The sequence below is a fragment of the Phyllobacterium sp. P30BS-XVII genome (assembly GCF_014138335.1).
Lineage (GTDB): Bacteria > Pseudomonadota > Alphaproteobacteria > Rhizobiales > Rhizobiaceae > Phyllobacterium > Phyllobacterium meliloti.
Genome location: NZ_JACGXO010000002.1, coordinates 417,007 through 436,748, shown reverse-complemented (window position 1 = coordinate 436,748; position 19,742 = coordinate 417,007). Strand labels below are relative to the sequence as shown.

Below are 19,742 nucleotides of genomic sequence, written 5' to 3'. Positions count from 1 at the left end.
TGGAAAACGCGGCAAATTCTGTATATGCCCTTGCCTCGAAAGATCACAGAACAATCCCCTATTTACACAGATCGCCCTTGGCAACCACGGAGCTTGGGGCTGCCTGACAATAGAGTTTGGAAATGTTTTCCGCCGTGCGTCCGCTCTGCGGATTGGATTCCAGCTCGTCGCCGCTTTCACTTTGCAAAAGTTCACAATCACTGCGCAGCAGGCAGATGACCGGGATGCGGGCCATTGCCGTTGCGGTCTTGAACATGCCGCGCTTGCCATCCATCGGCCCGGCATTGCGGACACGATACCATTGATGCACACGGGTAATGCGGAAGAACGAGCGCGGATTTGGCAAAATAGCAATCCGTGACAGAAGATCATTGTCAGCGAAAAGATCGACGACCTGTCCGTCATAGGGTTCCGTCAGCCGGAAATTGTTCGAAATGAATGTGGAATTGAAGACAATAGCCGCCGTGCATGGAAATGCTGCAGCCATGTGGCGGGCAAGTCCGCCACCCAATTCATGACCGACAGCGATGTAATCAACAGGTAAGCCGTCTGAATTTTTCTGGGCTTCGGCCCTGACCTTGGCGAACTCCTTGCGGGCCGTGCGATATTGATCCCATGGATTGATAATCTGGGTGAAATAGCTGAGTTCACTGATCAACCCCGGAATACTGGCCAGACCATCGCTGCCGCGAAACACGATCATATAGGACATGCGGTCTGAACTGCGGCGACGATAGACTTCCGCATAAAATCCACCTGCCTTGGCGATAGGCTCGCCGAAAGGCTCCCAGCCGAAATATTCGGGCTTCAGATCAAAATGATGCCGGGCAATCGGCTTGTAAATATTCGACGCATAGGCAGCGTAAACGCCGAAATAGTCGGCGATAAGCTCGTTATTGTAGCTGGGAAAGCCGCGATAATTTCTCCAGAAGCTCGGGACCGTCGGACGCACGCAATTTTCCGTATGGCTATTGCCGATACCAAGCTCCGGCCGGTCGATGGTAATCCACGCGGCCAGCGTCACATTGGCAAGGCCAATGACGCAGATAACAAGTACAACCCAGCCAATTTTCCTGAACATCGTCTTCCCCGGATGGGTCAAATCTGTGTGCTGACAACATTTTTGCCGTCTATCATGTCAAACACGATGATGTGACCTATCATGCCCCAATAGTCACTTACAGATATCACATTGAAAAATAGTGACAAAGTCGCGGCACCGATTATCACTAGTCATCTCTGCCGGTCATGATCTGTTAAGCATAATATCGCATGACTGAAAACCAATAGAATGCCCAATCACGATTCGAGTACGGACCGTCTTTCATGAAGCGACTTGCCGCTGGTTTACTGATACTTCTTCTCGCCGGCTGCACGACGGTCGATTATGATTTTTCCGACGCGAAAAAGCGGTCTGCATCCGCTCCGTTGCAGCAGATCGCAGCACCGTCGGGCCCTGTCAACGCGCCGCGTTTCAACGACCGCGATCCGCATGATTGGACGGGAAAGACGCCATGGCATTATCCTGTTCACGGAACTGATGTTTCCAAATATCAATCAACGATTGACTGGGCGACAGTTCGGGCCAGCCGCATTTCCTTTGTCTTTATCAAGGGCACGGAAGGCGCGGACCGGGTCGATGACCGTCTGGCTGAAAACTGGCAGGCTGCACGCGCTGCCGGTATTCCGCGCGGTGCCTATCACTTCTATTACTTCTGCCGCACCGCCAAGGAGCAGGCGCAGTGGTTCATTCGCAATGTGCCGAACGATCCCGGTGCGCTGCCGCCCGTGCTTGATATGGAATGGAATGCGTCGTCCCCAACCTGCAAGCTGCGCCCTAATGCGGCCGTGGTGCGCAGCGAAATGCGCATCTTCGCCGATATGCTGGAGCGCCACTACGGCAAGCGGCCGATCATTTACACCACTGTCGACTTCTTCGATGACAATGATCTGAGGCAATTGGCCGGATATCCATTCTGGCTACGCTCTGTCGCCGGACACCCGGACGAGAAATACGGCACCCACCCCTGGACATTCTGGCAGTACACGGGAACAGGCTCGATCCCCGGCATTCGCGGCGATGCGGACATCAATGTGTTTGCTGGCACTGAGGCCGCATGGAAACAGTGGCTGGCCCGCAACAAGGTGCGATAAAGTCACATTCCGGGTTTTCTCGCAATTCTGTGACTTCACGCCACGGACATAATCGTGCATTAGCAGGGAAACGCGCGCGCCGATGAGCGCGCCCCCGAGTTACTGACGAGATTTCCTGAATGAACAAACTATCGATTGTCCTTGCCGCCGCGCTTTTTTCTGCGACAGGTTCCGCCTATGCACTGGATCAGGCCGATCCACTGCAACCAGCGGCTGCAAAGCCTGCCTGCGGCGGTGAACTCGAGCCGTGGTTCAACGGCCTCATTGCCGAGGCAAAGGCAGCGGGCGTGGGCGAAAAAGGCCTGAACGAACTTCTCAAGGCGTCCATGGATGACAAGGTTCTGCAGCGCGACCGCGCGCAGGGTGTGTTCAACCAGACGTTCCTGACCTTCTCCTCGCGCATGGTATCTGACTATCGTCTCAAACAGGGCGCTGCCAACCTCAAGAAATATGCCGATACGTTTGCCAGAGCCGAAGCCGAATATGGCGTGCAGGGTCCAGTTATTGCTGCCTTCTGGGGACTGGAGACAGATTATGGCGCGGTTCAGGGCGATTTCGATACGCTGAATTCCCTTCTTACGCTGTCGTTTGATTGCCGCCGTCCGGAACTGTTCCGCCCTCAGTTGATTGCCCTTCTCAAGCTCTTCGATAAGGGCGTGGTCGATTCAAAGACAACAGGCGCGTGGGCGGGTGAAATCGGTCAGACACAATTGCTGCCGACGGTTTATCTTGAACGCGGTGTCGATGGCGACGGCGATGGCAAGGTGGACCTGAAGAACAGCGCGCCGGATGTTATTATGACAACTGCACGCTTCCTGCATGATCTGGGCTGGCGCAAGAGCGAACCTTGGCTTGAGGAAGTCAAGCTGACCAAGGAACTGCCTTGGGAAAATGCCCTGCGCACCAACCGTCTTCCGCATTCCAAATGGTCTGAATGGGGTGTGACGGGCATGAAGGGACCGCTTGGCCCTGACGACGGTGATGCATCACTGCTATTGCCCATGGGCCGCAAGGGCCCGGCATTCCTGTCCTATGCGAATTTCGACATTTTCGTCGAATGGAACAAATCCATCATTTACGCCACGACTGCCGCCTATTTCGCTACGCGTCTTGCCGGTGCAGGTCCGCTTGAGCCTACAACCCCTGAAACTGGCCTCACACCTGATCAGATGAAGGAATTGCAGACCAAGCTTGCCGCCCGTGGCCATGATATGGGCCCGAAGATCGACGGCGTGTTCGGCATCTTGACCCGTGATGCGGTTCGCGAAGAACAGATGCGCCTTGGCCTGCCTGCCGATTCCTGGCCAACACCGGAACTGCTCGGAAAGCTCTAAGAGGCCAATCGTAGCTTATTCTCTGTGTTCAGCCGGGGCCATTGTTTCCAGTGAAGCAAAGCCTTCCGGCTCGTCACCCTCGTCAAACGTTGTTTCTACTTCAACGAACGTATCAGGGTAAAACCCATTGAAGCGGGTGCGCAGAGACAGGGAATAGGCACCGATATTGCCGATTTCGATCCAGTCACCGGTTGCCACCGTTTCCGGCAGCCAGAATGGCCGTGACAGGATATCGACGGAATCGCAGGTCGCACCGCAGACGCGGAACGGCACGATTTCCTTGACGTTGCCATTGCGATGCTTGATTGCCGGGTCCGGTATGAACCGCGCGGGAAGTGTGATCTTGCCGGTCCACGAATCCGACAGCGAGGCCCAGATACCATCATTGATATAGAGCCGCCGACCCTTGCGCAGCAGGACACGCACGATCAGCGAGAAAGCCCGTGCCACAATCACGCGGCCGGGTTCTGCCACCAAGGGCAGATCGCCAAAGCCCCATTCCTTGATGTCACCGCGCAGCCGTGACATCAACTGCCCGAGTGAGGGCATTTCCACATGCTTGCGCTTGGGATCGTGGCCATATTCGGCCGGAAAGCCGCCACCGACATCAAGACCCGCAAGCGGCACACCCGCGCGGTTGCGCACCCAGTCAGCTGACCGCAGCGCCCGCTCATAGGTGTCAGGATCTTCGATCTGGCTGCCCACATGGAAACAGATGCCGACCTTGTAGCCGATCTTGTGCAGCCGCTGCAAAAGCTCGACCGCATGGGCTGGTGTTGCCCCGAATTTCTTCGAAAGCTCATAGGCCGCATGGCCTTTGGTCTGCAGACGCACATAGAGTGTGACGCTGCCCGGATCGATATCAAGCGCCCGAACGATACGTGTTACCTTGGCAATCTCGTCCTCATGATCCACCGCAAGGATGCGAATGCCATAGGTTTCAAGCGCAAGGCGAATATCTGATTGCGCCTTGATTGGATGCATATAGAGCATATGCGCATTGGGAGCGACCTTGCGCACCGCTTCAAATTCACCCGGCGAGGCCACATCAAATGTGTTGATGCCGTTACGCGCCAATGTTTCCAGTACAAGGTTTTCACCGTTGGTCTTGACCGCATAGGCGGTCTCGCCGGGAAACATTTTCATGAACTGGTGCGCATCTTCGACCAGTACATTTGGCCGAAAGCAATAGACAGGTTGATCGGGCCGCAGGGTAAGGGCTGCATCGCGGGCCGAGGCGAATCGTTGCATCGTGATGTTCTGCGTCATGCAGAAGTCTTAGCAAGAGCAGATGACGGACGAAAGTCGGTTTCTTCGCGCGGGAATCGGGTGGCGTTTGTCCTGTTTATGCCTAGAAATATCAGGCAGAGATGAGAATCGGGGGACTTCCAGTGGCCGTAAACCAGACGACAACGCCTAATCCGCTTGCTATGACCGGCTTTGTCTGGCTGCAATTGCTTTTGCTTGGCGCCATATGGGGCGGCTCATTCTTTTTCGCCAAAATCGCCGTGTCGGTGATTCCGCCGCTGACACTCGTGCTTTTTCGGGTGATCATCGCCGCCCTCGCCCTGCATATCTATCTGCTTGGCCGTGGCATCCGGTTCTGGGATTACCGCCAGCACGCGCTGGGTTTTGCCGGGCTGGGGCTTCTGAACAATGTCATCCCCTTCTCTCTGCTGTTTATCGGCCAGACGGCGCTTGGCGCGGGAATTGAGTCGATCCTCAATGCGACCACACCGATCTGGACCGTGATCATCGCCAGTTTCCTGACCATTGATGAAAAAATCTCCACCAACAAGATCGCGGGCATTCTGCTCGGCATCTTTGGCACCGTGGTCATGGTCGGGCCTGGCATACTCTCCGGCCTCGGTGGACCGCTCTGGGCCGAAATCGCCGTGCTGACTGCCACCCTCTCCTATGCCTTTGCCAGTATTCTCGCCAAGCGGTTCAAGGGCATTCCGCCCGCGGTCACTGCAACCGGCCAGATGACTGCCTCAACCCTGATCATGATCCCCGTGGTGCTGTTATCGGATGGCATTCCGAATTTGGCTGCACCGGATGGCGGTGTCTGGGCTGCGGTTTTCAGCCTCGCGCTTCTATCCACCGCCTTTGCCTATATCCTGTTCTTTTCGATTGTCCGGGCTGGTGGCGCCACCAATGCCTCGCTTGTCACGCTGGTTGTTCCTGTCAGCGCAATCCTGCTTGGAACAATTTTTCTCGGCGAACAGCTCGGCTTTAAAGATTTTGCCGGCATGGCGTTGATCGCCCTTGGTCTTCTGACCATCGACGGCAGGCTGCTTGCCGCGCTTAAAAACCGCAAAAAAGATAGAGTTTTCAACAAATCCTAGCGGAATGTGCATGAATCGCGGCGGCGGAATTGCGGCGCAATTGTGTCACAAATCCGTGAGAAACCACGCATTTTGCGTTTTGGTGCGTTGCAAAAATAAACCAAATCTTCGGTAATTTAATCGTGAATACACGATTTTTTATTCCGTTAAATGCGTTTCATTTCAGAAACTTACGATTGGTGAGCAAAAAATTTCTACAGATGATGTCATCAGACGGTAATATTTCCGCTTTTTCTGTGGCAATTTTCCGTTATGCTAAGGCGGTTAACTGCAGGAGACAAACTATGGGACTTACTCGTTCGATGAACGTCCTCATGATCTGTGCAGCGTTCGCATTTATCGGTGCAATGGTCGTAGGACTCATACCCTGATTGAGAAGAAGAGCGCCGTAGAGATGGTCTCTGACCGTTAAGAAGGTGACATACAAATTGGAATGGCCCGGTTATAGCAACCGGGCCATTTCCATTTTAAGCGACCGCATCCGGGATCAGGCAGCGCCTGCCAACGCAGGTTCCAGTGTGCCGCTGGCTGGACGAATGCCGATAAGATGGCAGATCGCAAAAGCGAGATCTGCGCGGTTCATGGTGTAGAAATGGAAATCCTGCACACCGCGCTCGACCAGATCGAGAACCTGCTCGGCAGCAACAGCTGACGAGACCAGCGCATGGGTCTGCGGATCATTGTCGAGCCCCTCGAACCGCTCAGCCAGCCATGACGGAATATGCGTTCCGGCCTTCGAACAGAAATTGGTCACCTGCGTGAAGTTATGGATCGGCAGAATGCCCGGCAGGATCGGAATATAGATGCCTGCCCGGCGCACCTTCTCCACATAACGCTCATAGAGATCGTTTTCGAAGAAGAACTGGGTGATCGCACGCGTTGCGCCATTATCGACCTTACGCTTGAGCATATCGATATCGGTGGCAAAATCCGGGCTTTCCGGATGCTTTTCCGGATAGGCGGAAACGGAAATATCGAAATCGGCAAAGGCTTTCAGACCGGCAACCAGATCGGCACCGTTCTCATAGCCACCCGGTGTTGGCTTGTAATGGGCACCAACGCCGCCAGCCGGATCGCCGCGCAGTGCAACGAAGCGCTTCACGCCCATGGCTGCAAATTCACGCACAACCGTGTCGACTTCTTCCTTCGTCGCATCGACGCAGGTCAAATGCGCTGCCGCGTTGACGTCGGTTTCAGTCAGGATACGCTTGATCGTACGGGCCGTACGCTCGCGGGTGGAACCACCGGCACCGTAAGTCACCGAGACAAATTCAGGATTGAGCGGCGCAAGGCGCGTCACAGTCTCCCAAAGGCGCTCTTCCATCACCTCGGTCTTTGGCGGAAAGAATTCGAACGAAACCTTGATATTGGTGCCAAGGTCTGCACGGCGGGATTGGCGGAAAAAGCTCATCAGACACTCTCCGATACGCGGGAGGTTAAAGCGGGATCAGCGATCAGCAAGCGTGGGTCGCGTGCCAGCCACAGTTTGACGGTCAGTTTGTCCTGGTCTTTTGGTTCAAGTTCAATGCTGTCTTCCAGTGCAAGCCCGGCCTCAGTCAGCCAGTCACGCATCTGATTGTCGGTAAAGCCAAGCCGCAAATGAGCATGGCTGTCCCGCAGGAATTCAAGATCGTGCGGGGCAAAATCGACGATCAGCATGCGGCCACCTGCTCGTAACGCCCGTGCTGCCTCGCGAATTGCTTCGGCAGGATTATCAAGGAAATGCAGAACCTGATGAATAGTTACCAGATCAAACGACTCCCGATCGACAGGCAGTGAATAGACATCGCCCTGACGAACCTGCGCATTGGCAATGCCCGACCGGTCGAGATTGGACCGGGCGATGGTCAGCATGTCGCGATTGATATCGATGCCGACACCGCGAATGTAAAGCGGTGCAAACAGCTCAAGCAGTCTGCCGGTACCGGTGCCGACATCAAGCATGGCCTGAAAGGGCGTACGTCCGACGATCTTGGTCAGCGCGGCTTCCACGGCACCGTCAGGCACATGCAGCGAACGGATAACGTCCCAGCTTGTTGCATTGGCGCTGAAATAGGCTGCCGCCCGCTCGCGGCGCTGCAGCTTGACCGAGCCAAGCCGCTCGATATCGCGCTCCAGCAGCGGATCGGATATATCAAGGCGGTCGAGCAATATGAGGGCAATGTCGCCAACAATCAGCGATTCCGCGAGACGGAAATAGGCCCAGGAGCCTTCCTGATAGCGATTGATCAGATTGGCTTCGAACAGCAGCTTGAGATGGCGGGAGACACGCGGCTGCGATTGTCCGAGAATGGAAGTCAGATCGGAAACCGTCAAATCACCGCGGGACAACAGCGCCAGAATGCGCAGGCGGCTTGGCTCCGCCGCTGCTTTCAGCGTATCGACCATCAGGTCAAGGTTGAGATCACGTTTGTCCATCGAGCTTTCCTCAAAAGATATAAAGATATGTTTATGTGAGAAATGCTGATTTGGCAAGTTTGTTTTTTGTTGACGGCAAATTTTGTCGCGTCTGAAATAGGCGAGCCAATCGGCAGGCGAATCTGTGAGAGTGATGCGATGAGTGCAGGAACCAACCGTCAGCGGGCTATCGGCAAGCAGCTCACATTGCTTTTACCGGCTGTGCCCTATTCGGATTCCGAACCCATACGCGCCGCCGCCACTGCACCGCATATGAAAACCCTGCCGCCGCCCATCGCCGTCTGGCTTGCGACAGTCGCGCATGTCCGCCACCAGCATACGGATTACGATGCCCTGCGCGATGACGGTTACGATAAGGAATCGGCACGGTTTTTTGTGCTTGAAGCCATCAACCGGAAACTGACGGAATGGCGCGCAACCCGGCTTCTCGACCCGGACGAGGAAGATCCGAGCTGACCGGCCATTGATCTTCAAAAATGAGTTCCGCAAGCGGCAGGCGTTTGCGCCAACCCCGTTTTTCCAGTTCCGGGCTGTCATAAAGCTTGCTGACATAGCCGATGCACAGATAAGCGATAATTTCGATATGGTCAGGGATACCGAGAATACGGCGCATATCCTGATCGTGATAGATGCTGACCCAGCCAACGCCGATACCTTCTGCCCTTGCCGCCAGCCACAGGTTCTGCACGGCGCACACGGTGCTGTAGATATCCATCTGCGGGTTGTGCGTCCGCCCCAGCACCACATCGCCTCCCCGCGTCCTATCGCAGGTAATGCAGAGATTAACCGGTGCCTTCACGATGCCCTCAAGCTTCAATGACGCATAGAGAGCCTGACGTTCATCAGCGAACATCGCGGCTGCCTCCGCATTGGCACGGGTAAATGCCCTGTGTACCTCGACCTTGCGCGCTTCGTCGCGGATGAGAATGAAGTTCCACGGCTGCATGAAACCCACTGACGGCGCATGATGGGCGGCATCCAGAAGCCGCATCAGAACGTCATCTTCTATAGGTCGTGGCAAAAACTGATCGCGTACATCGCGGCGGGTATAGATGGCTTTGTAGACGGCATCGCGCTCATCACGGGAAAAATCAGCGGCGGTCACAGGACCATGGACAGAATCGTGCATTGTTTGCTCCCAACAACGCGAGGGGCCAAAACCCCGGACACCTCCCCGCTGTCCATGCGGTTTTGGCTATCTGGTCCGGCCGGTCTTCTGACTGAGGTTCATCTGAACCGCGCGCCTTCCGGATGTCTCCGTGGCAATCTGCGCGGCCCATCCCCTTTTACAGCGTTGGGCACGTGCCGGATTTTCACCGGCTTCCCGATTCTCCTGCAAGCAGGCACCGAACCGGCTTTCATTCGCCATAAATTCTGGAAAGACGCAAGTATCAGCCGGGATAAATCCATTGTTCCGGCAGACGCGCATCGACTTTTTCGCCCGCATTGATGATACCCGGCACTTCCACCCAGGCAACAACCCCACGCAAACGTCTCGATGCCTTGACGAAATCAAGCGCTGTGGCCGTGTGATCGCGTGTTTGCGCACTTTCAGCGATGGAACGCCCCGCCACCTTACATGGCGCATTCTGGCCATCCACCTTCAGCGTCACCCCGCCTTCGAAGAACAGCAGGGTGCGCGGCGGCAGCATGGAAAGCGAGGGAATACCATCGACCACCATATTGGTGCCGATCCATTCCGGCTTGATTTCCGCAAGGCCCATGGTCTTGGCAATCGTTTCAAGCTCGTCCGCTGCCAGAATGGAAATATGCCGTTCATTGCGCATTTCGGTGCCACGCGGATACCACGGCTCGCGCCCGCCGGAGCGGCGGGTAAGGCCCGCATGATAATCGCCGCGTATGCCCTCAAAGGTAAGATCAAGCATTTCGGCTGCGGCAGTGACAAAACTGTCCTTCGGTGCCTGAAATACACCGCTGACCCGGCCGGCAATTTTGCGGGCAGGAATAATGTGAGTTGTGGTTGCGAAAAGATCAGTCATGACGGCGCTCCATGCAATCTGCCGCATCTTAGGAAAATTGAATATTAAAACCAGCCAATATCACTGATGGAAATGTCAAAATCGGTGATGGGAGGGTGTTGCCACCCTCCCGATCTTATTAGCGCGCCCGCACTTTTTAACGTGTGAGGGGCTTATAGCTTGGACGCTTTGGATTGACACTGTCTGGTCCCAGACGGCGAATCTTGTCGTTCTCATAATCCTCGAAGTTGCCTTCGAACCATTCAACGTGGCTGTCACCTTCGAATGCCAGAATGTGCGTTGCCAGCCGGTCAAGGAACATACGATCGTGGCTGATGATAACGGCGCAGCCAGCATATTTTTCCAGTGCATCCTCAAGAGCCGCCAGCGTTTCCGTGTCCAGATCGTTGGTCGGTTCGTCAAGGAGCAAGACGTTGCCACCCGATTGCAGCATCTTGGCAAGGTGAACGCGGTTACGCTGACCACCGGAAAGATTGCCAACCTTCTGCTGCTGATCGCCGCCCTTGAAATTGAACGCCGAAACATAGGCGCGCGAATTCATCTCGTTCTTGCCGATCTTGATGATTTCATTGCCGCCGGAGATTTCCTCCCAGACGTTCTTTTCGGCTGCGAGGTGATCGCGGCTCTGGTCGACATAGCCGAGATGAACCGTTTCACCGATACGGATTGAACCGGAATCCGGCTTTTCCTGCCCGGTGATCATCTTGAACAGCGTGGTCTTACCCGCACCGTTCGGCCCGATGATGCCGACAATGCCGCCCGGAGGCAGTTTGAAAGTCAGGTTCTCGATAAGAACGCGATCACCGAAAGATTTTGTCAGGTTTTCAGCTTCGATAACCACCTGTCCGAGGCGCTCGCCTGCGGGGATGATGATCTGCGCATCGCCGGGACGCTGATCATTGGCGGCATCAACCAGCGCATCATAGGCCTTGATACGCGCCTTTGACTTGGCCTGACGGGCCTTCGGGCTGGCGGAAATCCATTCGCGCTCGCGCTCCAGAGCCTTCTGGCGCGAATCGTCCTCGCGGCCTTCCTGCAACATGCGCTTGGACTTGGCACCAAGATAGGCGGAGTAGTTCCCTTCGTAAGGAATGCCGCGGCCACGGTCGAGTTCGAGAATCCAGCCCGTTACATTGTCAAGGAAGTAGCGATCATGCGTGATCAGCAGGACGGAGCCGGCATATTCACGCAAGTGCTTTTCCAGCCATGCGGTGGTTTCGGCGTCAAGGTGGTTGGTTGGTTCGTCAAGCAGCAGAAGGTCGGGCTGCGACAGCAGCAGGCGGCAAAGCGCCACGCGGCGGCGCTCACCACCCGACAGCTTTTCCACACCGGAATCACCGGGCGGGCAGCGCAATGCTTCCATGGCCATCTCGACCTGCGATTCCAGATCCCAGAGGTTCTTGGCGTCGATGATATCCTGCAACCTGGCGCCTTCATCGGCGGTTTCGTCGGAATAGTTCATCATCAATTCGTTGTAGCGATCAAGAATGGCCTTCTTGTCCGCAACACCGTCCATGACATTGCCCATCACATCCTTGGTGGGATCAAGGTAGGGTTCCTGGGCGAGATAGCCAACGGTGGCGCCATCGGCCAGCCAGGCTTCGCCCGTATATTCCTTGTCCATGCCAGCCATGATCTTGAGGATCGTCGACTTACCCGCACCGTTCGGTCCGAGGATACCGATCTTGGCGTCGGGGTAGAAGGAAAGATGGATGTTTTCGAGAACCTTCTTGGTTCCATATGCCTTGTTCAGGCCGGCCATATGATAAATGAATTGGCGTGCCATAACGCGCGTCACTCCGATGTTCGGGATTTTTGGGACATGAATTTGCGCCGTATGTAGGCGAAAGGTGCGCGGGTGGCAATGCGCGCGGTGTTTATTTCGGGATATGGGGGTCTTTTGTACAGTGTCGGCAATGGAATTTGCCGTCCCTACTGCCTGTCTGCTTTGCCATGGGTGCGTGGTTCGACAAGCTCACCATGAGGAAGAGGGGTGGGTAGCAGGTAGTCAAGTTTTGCAATTTTGGCGATTAGCATTGTATTGCAGCCAACACTCTCCCTCACGGTGAGCTTGTCGAACCACGCACCCATGGCACTGCAATCCCACCCTACTCCCTCACCCCAAAACGAGCGAAACCGGGCGCGGATATTTCCGTCACCCGGTTTCCCCTCTGGCGCCGTATTTGGGGAGCGTCCTCTTCTCCCCTGAACGGCCATGTAACTGGCAAAGACCTGACTATCCCGGCTCAAACAATTGTCCCTCGACGCTGCATCAAGCGTTCCGTCAGCATCAAAGCCGGGAGACAATTGAGAGACGATACGGGGTTCAATCTCTTTCTGAGTGAAGTTTTGCGGCAAGTTTTTGTCGTTTGCAAGAGGTTTTGCAAAATAAAATTGCACCACCCAATCGATGATTATTTATTGTGCAGAAATACGCAAACATACCCAAATTTACGCAGAATTTATTGTGGATTGACTAATCACGCGCCACCCTTTCAAGTGTTCCGGAGTCTCCCTTACCCAAACAGAACCACTTCTATTTGGGCAAGGGAGGCCCGTGGGAGGCATGAATGAGTTTTGCAGACATTGAAACGATCCGGTCATCGACGGGCGCGGCGCTTGCCATGCGTTTTTCACCCGCTGAAGGTTCCGGTAAAGCCATTGTCCAGATCAGCCACGGCCTTGCAGAACATTGCCTGCGTTACCAGCGTTTTGCAGAGCATCTGAATGCCCAGGGCTTTCATGTCTATGCCCATGATCATCGCGGCCATGGATACACCAAGGCGGAGGGAGCGCCGCTTGGCCGCTTTGCCCAGAACGATGGCATGCGGCTGGTGCTGAAGGACATGGACGTCATCAATGCCATCGCCCGCGTTCGCCATCCGGGATTACCGCTCATTCTGTTTGGACATTCCATGGGCGGGCTGGTCGGCCTCAATTATGTGATTGAGTATCAGGAGAAGGTTCAGGCAGCGGCGATCTGGAATGCCAATTTTTCCGTCGGACTATCGGGGAGACTGGCACAGGGCATTTTGCGGGCCGAACGCATGTTCCTCGGCTCCGATGTGCCGAGCATGCTTTTGCCCAAACTGACTTTTCAGACATGGGCGCGCGGTATCAAGGATGCCCGCACGCCGTTTGACTGGCTCTCCCGCGACCCCAAGGAAGTCGACGCCTATGTCAATGACCCTCTATGCGGCTGGGACGCCTCGGTCAGCATGTGGCGCGATGTCTTCGGTTTTACCTTTGGAGGCGCTGATAACACCGCACTTGCCAAGATCAGGCGCGTTCTGCCGTTCAATCTTGCTGGCGGTGGGCAAGACCCCGCGACGGCAAAAGGCAGCGCCGTGCGTGATCTCGCAAACCGGATGCAAAAACTCGGTTTCTCCGATGTCACCAGCAAAGTTTACGAAGACACCCGCCATGAAGGGTTGAATGAAATCAACCGCGACGTGATTATGGCTGACTTCACCCAATGGGCAGTTCGAGTCGTTCAGAAACAAGCAGTAAATTTGGAGCGCACCTGACAATCATGACTGAAGCTCCCCTCAAAGGCGTGCGCGTCATCGAACTCGCCCGCGTCCTTGCCGGGCCATGGGCCGGACAAATCCTCGCTGATCTCGGCGCTGACGTGATCAAGGTGGAAAATCCTGCCGGTGGTGACGAGACCCGTGGCTGGGGTCCGCCCTTCATCACCAGCAAAGAGGGTGAGAAACTCTCCGCCGCCTATTTCCATTCCTGCAATCGCGGCAAGCGTTCCATTACGGTTGATTTCACCTCGCCGGAAGGTCAGGAAACGGTTCGGGCGCTGTGCAGGACAGCCGATATTGTGCTCGAAAACTTCAAGGTTGGCGGCCTGAAAAAATACGGCCTCGACTATCAAACACTCAGTGCCGACAATCCCCGCCTTGTCTATTGCTCCATTACAGGTTTCGGCCAGACGGGTCCTTACGCCAGTCAGGCGGGCTATGACTTTATCATTCAGGGCATGTCCGGCCTGATGTCGGTCACTGGCGAGCCCGAGCGCGAACCGCAGAAGGTTGGCCTTGCCGTCGCCGATGTTTTTACCGGGCTTTATTCGGTCATCGCCATTCAGGCGGCGCTCGCCCATGCGCAAAAAACCGGCGAAGGCCAGCAGGTCGATATGGCGCTGTTTGATGTTCAATCCGCCGTGATGGCCAATCAGGCGATGAATTATCTTGCCACTGGCAATAGCCCCAACCGCATGGGCAATGCGCATCCGAATATTTCACCCTATGAGGTGGTCCCAACCTCCGACGGCCATATGATCCTTGCTGTTGGCAATGACGGGCAGTTTGCGCGGTTCTGCGCAATTATGGGGCTGGATGGTCTCAGTGCCGATCCGCGCTTTCTGACCAATCGATCCCGACTGGAAAACCGCACCGAACTGACCACCCTGATCCGGGCGGAAACACAAAAGCGCACAAGGGCCGATCTGCTTGAAGCCTGCGCGCAAAATGCGGTTCCAGCCGGGCCAATCAACCGGATCGGCGAAATGTTCGATGACCCGCAGATCGTCTCGCGGCAATTGCGGCTCGATCTTGACGATGCCCATGGCAGCACAATCCCTTCGGTGCGCACGCCGATTGTCATGTCAAAAACACCCCTTACCTATAACCGACCATCGCCACGTCTTGGCGAACACAGCGCAGACATTCTCCAGGAATTAAAGGACGCATCCGATGAAAACCGGCGGTGAATTGATCGTAGAAGCACTCAAGGCCAATGGCGCGGAACAGCTGTTTTGCGTTCCCGGCGAAAGCTACCTCGCGGTGCTCGATGCGCTTGTGGATGCCGATGTGGGTGTGACAGTCTGCCGGGCCGAAGGCGGCGCGGCGATGATGGCAGAGGCATGGGGTAAACTCACCGGCAAGCCCGGCATCTGCTTTGTCACGCGCGGTCCGGGAGCCACCAACGCCTCGCCGGGTATTCACATCGCCATGCAGGATTCAACGCCGCTGATTCTGTTCATCGGACAGGTGCAGCGCGATGCGCGCGAACGTGAAGCCTTTCAGGAAGTGGAATATCGCCGCTTCTTTGCCGACACTGCCAAATGGGTAGCCGAGATCGACGACGCCCGCCGCATCCCGGAATTTGTCACCCGCGCATTCTCCGTGGCAACATCAGGGCGTCCCGGTCCTGTCGTGCTTGCCCTGCCGGAGGATATGCTGACAGACAAGGTGGAAGCTGTTGCCGCGCAGGGTTGGCAGCCTGTTGCAACGGGCCCCTCATCCGCCAGTATCGAGAAACTTGCCGACCTTCTGCAGGGTGCCAAAAAGCCATTCATGATTCTCGGTGGTTCGCGCTGGGATGAAGCGGCTGTTCGCTCCATCACCCGTTTTGCCGAAAAATGGCACCTGCCGGTCGGTTGTTCCTTCCGCCGCCAGATGCTGTTCGATCATCTTCACCCGAATTACGCTGGCGATGTCGGCATCGGCATCAATCCGGCGCTTGGTACGCGTGTGAAGGAAGCCGACGTGCTTCTGCTTGTTGGTGGCCGGTTCGGCGAAATGCCCTCATCCGGCTATACGCTGATGGACAGTCCCTACCCCAGGCAGACGCTGATCCATGTACACCCCGATGCGGATGAACTTGGCCGCGTCTATCGCCCCGCACTCGCTATCAATGCCGCGCCGGATGCCTTTGCCGAGGCGGTCGAGCATTTAGCGCCGCCATCGCACATCAACTGGCCTGATGAAGCTGAAGTTGCACATGCGGCCTATCTCAAATGGTCGACGCCGCCGCAAACCGGTCCCGGCAATGTCGCCATGGGCCCGATCATGACTTATCTTGAAAGCGTTCTGCCCGAAGACGCAATCATGACCAACGGTGCGGGCAATTACGCCACATGGCTGCATCGTTTCCACCGCTTCCGCCGTTTCGGCACGCAGGCCGCCCCAACCTCCGGCTCGATGGGCTATGGTCTCCCCGCTGCTGTCGCAGCAAAGCGACTTTACCCTGAACGAACGGTCGTCTGTTTTGCCGGGGATGGCTGTTTTCTGATGAATGGTCAGGATTTTACGACGGCGGTCAAATATAACCTGCCCATCATCGTGCTTGTCATCAACAACAATATATATGGCACCATACGCATGCATCAGGAGCGGGAATATCCCGGACGTGTCTCGGCAACCGACTTGACCAACCCGGATTTTGCCATGCTGGCCCGCGCCTATGGCGGCCATGGCGAGACGGTTGAAGCCACCGCGGATTTCGAAGGCGCATGGCAGCGGGCTGTTCAAAGCGGCAAACCATCGATCATTGAAATCCGGCTTGATCCGGAGGCGATCACCCCTGCCAAGACCTTGACGGATATTCGCAATAAGCGTTGATCATTCCCTGTTGAATGATTTGAGGATGGAAAGGCGGCTCTTTCAATGTTAGAGCATCGGACGGCAGATAGGACAGCTTCCTATTTGCCGTCCGATGCTCTATGGAGCGCGCCTGACCAGATAATACGAAAGTCTGCAACTTGAGCAATCCGGCAATCACAATTGTAATTCCATGCCGAAACGAGGCCGCCAATCTGGCCTTTCTTCTCGACGAAGTGGATGCAGCCATGGAAGGCCGCAGCTACGAGGTAGTGGTCGTGGATGATGGCTCGACTGATGGAACCGGCGATGCCTTGGGCGAACGCATACGCGCGGGCAAGCCGCTGCGCCACGTCAGGCATGACAAATCAGCAGGCCAGAGTGCCGCCGTACGATCAGGCGTTTTCGCAGCCAAGGGTGCAATTGTCGTCACTATGGATGGTGATGGCCAGAATGATCCCGCCTATCTGCCAAAACTGGCCGATGCATTGATTGAAGCTGGCCCGGCTGTCGGCATTGCCGCCGGTCAACGCCTGAAGCGCACCGACACCAAGCTGAAGCAGATCTCTTCCAAGCTTGCCAACAACCTGCGCGGCGCGATCCTCAAGGACAATACGCGCGACTCCGGTTGCGGCTTGAAGGCACTGCACACCCAGCTTTTCCGCGAACTGCCGTTCTTCGACGGCTGGCATCGCTATCTGCCTGCTCTCGTGATCCGCGAAGGCTATGGTGTTGTTCATGTGGATGTGGTGGACCGGGAGCGTCGCCACGGCAAATCCAACTATGGTATTCTCGATCGCGGTCTGCGCGGTATTCTTGACCTTTATGGCGTGTGGTGGCTGAGAAAGCGCCGCAAGACCGTTCCAACAATTACGGAGATCAGCCATGGCTGACGCAATTAGCAATTGGCTTCACTCGGTCTTCGTTGCCCAGTTTGACGCCTGGATACTTCTCGGCTTCTTTGCACAGGGCTGCTTTACCATGCGCTTCGTGGTGCAGTGGATCGCCTCGGAAAAAGCCAAGCGCAGTGTCGTGCCTGTCACATTCTGGTTCTTCTCGCTGTTCGGCGGTGTGCTGCTGTTCATCTATGCCATCGTGCGCAAGGACCCGGTATTCATTGCCGGACAGGGATTGGGCCTCTTCGTCTACATCCGCAATCTCTGGCTGATTGCCAATGAAAAGAAAGCAATGACGCAGGATACGTGAGCCAAAGGCACAGCAAGGCGCGATCATGACCCATTCTGACCCTGCCTCTGCGGGCACCGCAAAACTCCGTTTCAGCCACTATTTGCTGCTTATTTTCATCTGCCTCGTCTCATTCGTGCCGGGAATTGCTTCTATCCCGCCGCTCGATCGCGATGAATCGCGCTATATTCAGGCCACGCACCAGATGGCGGAAACCGGCGATTACGTCGATATCCGCTTTCAGGATGCCTCGCGTTACAAAAAACCCGTCGGGATTTACTGGCTCCAGAGCGCTGTCCTGAAAGTGACAGGCTATGACCATACGGCACCAGTCTGGACCTACCGGCTCGTATCGGTGATCGGCGCTACGCTTGCTGTTCTGGCCACAGCTGCGCTCGGTGCCTTTCTGTTCGGCCAAAGCGCCGGCCTCCTCGCGGGCATGGCGCTGGCAGCCATTGTCATGCTTGGATTTGAAGCGCGTGTGGCCAAGACCGATGCCACCCTGCTCGCCACCGTGATATTTGCGCAAGGTGCGCTCGCCTCCATGTGGATGGCCAGCCGCAACAATGCTCCGGCCAAATGGGCACCTGCCCTCATTTTCTGGATCGCAACAGCCGTAGGCGTCTTGATCAAAGGCCCGATCACACCTTTTGTCAGCGTCCTCACCGCAGCCACGCTCTGCCTTTTCTATCGTGAATGGCAATGGCTGAAACGCCTGAAACCCCTGACCGGCATGGCCATTCTTCTGATTATTGTCCTGCCATGGCTGATCCTGATCACATTGAAAAGCGGTGGCGCTTTCTTCAACGAATCCGTTGGTAACGATCTGCTTTCCAAAGTGGGTGATGGACAGGAAAGCCACGGCGCGCCACCCGGCTATTTCGCCGTGATTTTCGTGGTCTTCATCTGGCCGTTCGGCGTCATGGCCATTCGCGGCGGCCTGCAGGCTTTGAGCCGCTTCCGCACCGATCCGCGTCTGGCCTTTCTGACGGCATGGTACATTCCCTATTGGCTGGTGACGGAGATGATCCCGACCAAGCTGCCGCATTACATCCTGCCCGCCTACCCCGCACTTTTGCTGATGATGGCATGGGCCGTGGACACGGGCATCGCAAGCCAGCCCTATCGCGGACGCTGGCAAATCTGGCTGGAGCGCCTGACGCTGCTCGGACTTGCCGTCGCCACGCTTGGCCTGATGGGCGCAGGCACGGTTCTGCCATGGGTGATGGCCCATACGGTGACAATTCCCGGCATTATTGCCTTCTTCACAGCGGCAGCCGCAGGCATCTTTGCCAGCGGGCTCGTGCTGAAGGATGATCTGAAACGCGCCGTGCAGGCAGCGGCTGGCTTTGGCATCGTGACATTGGCTCTGCTCACATGGGGCGTTGTCCCCGCCATCACACCGATCTGGATGAGCCCCGCCATCAACAATGCCTTCAATGCAGCAAAGCCCTGCCCCGACAGCGTGCTGGCGTCAGCCGGTTATGCGGAGCCCAGCCTTGTTTTTCTGGCTGGCACAAAGACTGTGCTGACCGATGGTGCGGGCGCAGCAAAATACTTGCTCGACAACCCCGCCTGCGCGATTTCAGCGGTTGATGAGCGCAATCAGGCAGAGTTTTTGCAAAACCTGCCTCAGGGCGAAAAATCCGTTGTGGCAGTTGGTAGCGTTTCGGGGATCAACTACAGCAAGGGCCGCAAGACAACGATCACGCTTTATAAGGCTGCTCGGTAAGCTTGCTGTATCTTTGCGATTGCAGATGCTGCTGTGCGTGGTTCGACAGGCTCACCATGAGGGAGGGGGAGCGTTGCAACGATAGCCACCAACATTGCAGAATATCCAATCACCAACGTTGACGGATTTGGCTCTCACACCGCGCCTCTCTCCGTCATCCTCGGGCTTGACCCGAGGACTCACGGCTAAAGAAGTCAAACAGACCTGGATGCTTGGCGCTTTTAAATTATGGGTCCTCG

At 56.1% G+C, this 19,742-nt stretch carries 17 protein-coding genes and 1 riboswitch; of the genes, 10 read left to right on the top strand and 7 right to left on the bottom strand.

Features of this window, described 5'->3' with window-relative positions:
- Positions 1 to 58: 58 nt before the first annotated feature.
- On the bottom strand, positions 59 to 1,081 hold the full coding sequence (locus FHW17_RS07995) for a hypothetical protein (RefSeq protein WP_112529062.1): 1,023 nt from the start codon (positions 1,079 to 1,081) through the stop codon (positions 59 to 61).
- Between the two features lie 245 nt (positions 1,082 to 1,326).
- Here FHW17_RS07995 and FHW17_RS07990 point away from each other — a divergent pair, with 245 nt between their 5' ends.
- The gene (locus tag FHW17_RS07990; RefSeq protein ID WP_182509568.1) at positions 1,327 to 2,154 is read left to right on the top strand and encodes a GH25 family lysozyme; all 828 of its coding nucleotides are present in this window, start codon (positions 1,327 to 1,329) and stop codon (positions 2,152 to 2,154) included.
- Between the two features lie 119 nt (positions 2,155 to 2,273).
- Positions 2,274 to 3,488 carry a lytic murein transglycosylase gene (locus FHW17_RS07985; protein ID WP_182509567.1) on the top strand — a complete coding sequence of 405 codons (1,215 nt, stop codon included), beginning with the start codon at positions 2,274 to 2,276 and terminating at the stop codon, positions 3,486 to 3,488.
- Between the two features lie 15 nt (positions 3,489 to 3,503).
- Here the strand turns inward: FHW17_RS07985 and FHW17_RS07980 are convergent, their stop codons facing one another.
- Positions 3,504 to 4,739: an alanine racemase gene (locus tag FHW17_RS07980; RefSeq protein ID WP_112529056.1), complete on the bottom strand. Its 1,236-nt coding sequence runs from the start codon at positions 4,737 to 4,739 to the stop codon at positions 3,504 to 3,506.
- Between the two features lie 140 nt (positions 4,740 to 4,879).
- On the opposite strand from FHW17_RS07980, the gene FHW17_RS07975 reads away from it, so the two are divergent.
- Positions 4,880 to 5,836 carry a DMT family transporter gene (locus tag FHW17_RS07975; RefSeq protein ID WP_348643711.1) on the top strand — a complete coding sequence of 319 codons (957 nt, stop codon included), beginning with the start codon at positions 4,880 to 4,882 and terminating at the stop codon, positions 5,834 to 5,836.
- Between the two features lie 487 nt (positions 5,837 to 6,323).
- Here FHW17_RS07975 and metF read toward each other — a convergent pair whose 3' ends face one another.
- Both metF and FHW17_RS07965 read right to left on the bottom strand, forming a co-directional pair.
- A complete protein-coding gene (gene metF / locus FHW17_RS07970; RefSeq protein ID WP_112529054.1) occupies positions 6,324 to 7,247 on the bottom strand; it encodes a methylenetetrahydrofolate reductase [NAD(P)H] in 924 nt (307 codons plus the stop codon).
- Positions 7,247 to 8,254: a metalloregulator ArsR/SmtB family transcription factor gene (locus FHW17_RS07965; protein ID WP_182509566.1), complete on the bottom strand. Its 1,008-nt coding sequence runs from the start codon at positions 8,252 to 8,254 to the stop codon at positions 7,247 to 7,249. The genes metF and FHW17_RS07965 overlap by 1 nt, the downstream gene beginning before the upstream one ends.
- Before the next feature lie 138 nt (positions 8,255 to 8,392).
- Here FHW17_RS07965 and FHW17_RS07960 point away from each other — a divergent pair, with 138 nt between their 5' ends.
- A complete protein-coding gene (locus tag FHW17_RS07960; protein WP_112529052.1) occupies positions 8,393 to 8,710 on the top strand; it encodes a DUF2293 domain-containing protein in 318 nt (105 codons plus the stop codon).
- Here the strand turns inward: FHW17_RS07960 and bluB are convergent.
- The 3 genes from bluB to ettA form a co-directional block, all read right to left on the bottom strand.
- Positions 8,643 to 9,383: a 5,6-dimethylbenzimidazole synthase gene (gene bluB, locus FHW17_RS07955; RefSeq protein WP_182509565.1), complete on the bottom strand. Its 741-nt coding sequence runs from the start codon at positions 9,381 to 9,383 to the stop codon at positions 8,643 to 8,645. The genes FHW17_RS07960 and bluB overlap by 68 nt on opposite strands.
- Positions 9,384 to 9,442: 59 nt before the next feature.
- A riboswitch (cobalamin riboswitch) is annotated at positions 9,443 to 9,620 on the bottom strand.
- Between the two features lie 25 nt (positions 9,621 to 9,645).
- Positions 9,646 to 10,254, bottom strand: a complete 609-nt coding sequence (locus FHW17_RS07950) for a molybdenum cofactor sulfurase (protein WP_113096354.1) — start codon at positions 10,252 to 10,254, stop codon at positions 9,646 to 9,648.
- A 136-nt stretch (positions 10,255 to 10,390) separates the two neighbouring features.
- The gene (gene ettA, locus FHW17_RS07945) at positions 10,391 to 12,040 is read right to left on the bottom strand and encodes an energy-dependent translational throttle protein EttA (RefSeq protein ID WP_112529048.1); all 1,650 of its coding nucleotides are present in this window, start codon (positions 12,038 to 12,040) and stop codon (positions 10,391 to 10,393) included.
- 784 nt (positions 12,041 to 12,824) lie between these two features.
- Between ettA and FHW17_RS07940 the strand changes: the two genes are divergently transcribed.
- The 6 genes from FHW17_RS07940 (at position 12,825) to FHW17_RS07915 (ending at position 19,503) form a co-directional block, all read left to right on the top strand.
- Positions 12,825 to 13,781 (top strand): alpha/beta hydrolase, encoded by a 957-nt coding sequence (locus FHW17_RS07940; protein WP_182509564.1) that lies wholly within the window; start codon positions 12,825 to 12,827, stop codon positions 13,779 to 13,781.
- A 5-nt stretch (positions 13,782 to 13,786) separates the two neighbouring features.
- On the top strand, positions 13,787 to 14,974 hold the full coding sequence (locus tag FHW17_RS07935; RefSeq protein ID WP_182509563.1) for a CaiB/BaiF CoA-transferase family protein: 1,188 nt from the start codon (positions 13,787 to 13,789) through the stop codon (positions 14,972 to 14,974).
- Positions 14,958 to 16,607: a thiamine pyrophosphate-binding protein gene (locus tag FHW17_RS07930; RefSeq protein ID WP_182509562.1), complete on the top strand. Its 1,650-nt coding sequence runs from the start codon at positions 14,958 to 14,960 to the stop codon at positions 16,605 to 16,607. Before FHW17_RS07935 ends, FHW17_RS07930 begins: the two co-directional genes overlap by 17 nt.
- Before the next feature lie 140 nt (positions 16,608 to 16,747).
- Positions 16,748 to 17,479: a glycosyltransferase family 2 protein gene (locus FHW17_RS07925; RefSeq protein WP_112529040.1), complete on the top strand. Its 732-nt coding sequence runs from the start codon at positions 16,748 to 16,750 to the stop codon at positions 17,477 to 17,479.
- The gene (locus FHW17_RS07920) at positions 17,472 to 17,792 is read left to right on the top strand and encodes a lipid-A-disaccharide synthase N-terminal domain-containing protein (protein WP_091877876.1); all 321 of its coding nucleotides are present in this window, start codon (positions 17,472 to 17,474) and stop codon (positions 17,790 to 17,792) included. The genes FHW17_RS07925 and FHW17_RS07920 overlap by 8 nt, the downstream gene beginning before the upstream one ends.
- Positions 17,793 to 17,817: 25 nt before the next feature.
- Positions 17,818 to 19,503 (top strand): glycosyltransferase family 39 protein, encoded by a 1,686-nt coding sequence (locus tag FHW17_RS07915; RefSeq protein ID WP_182509561.1) that lies wholly within the window; start codon positions 17,818 to 17,820, stop codon positions 19,501 to 19,503.
- The last annotated feature ends 239 nt before the right edge of the window (positions 19,504 to 19,742 follow it).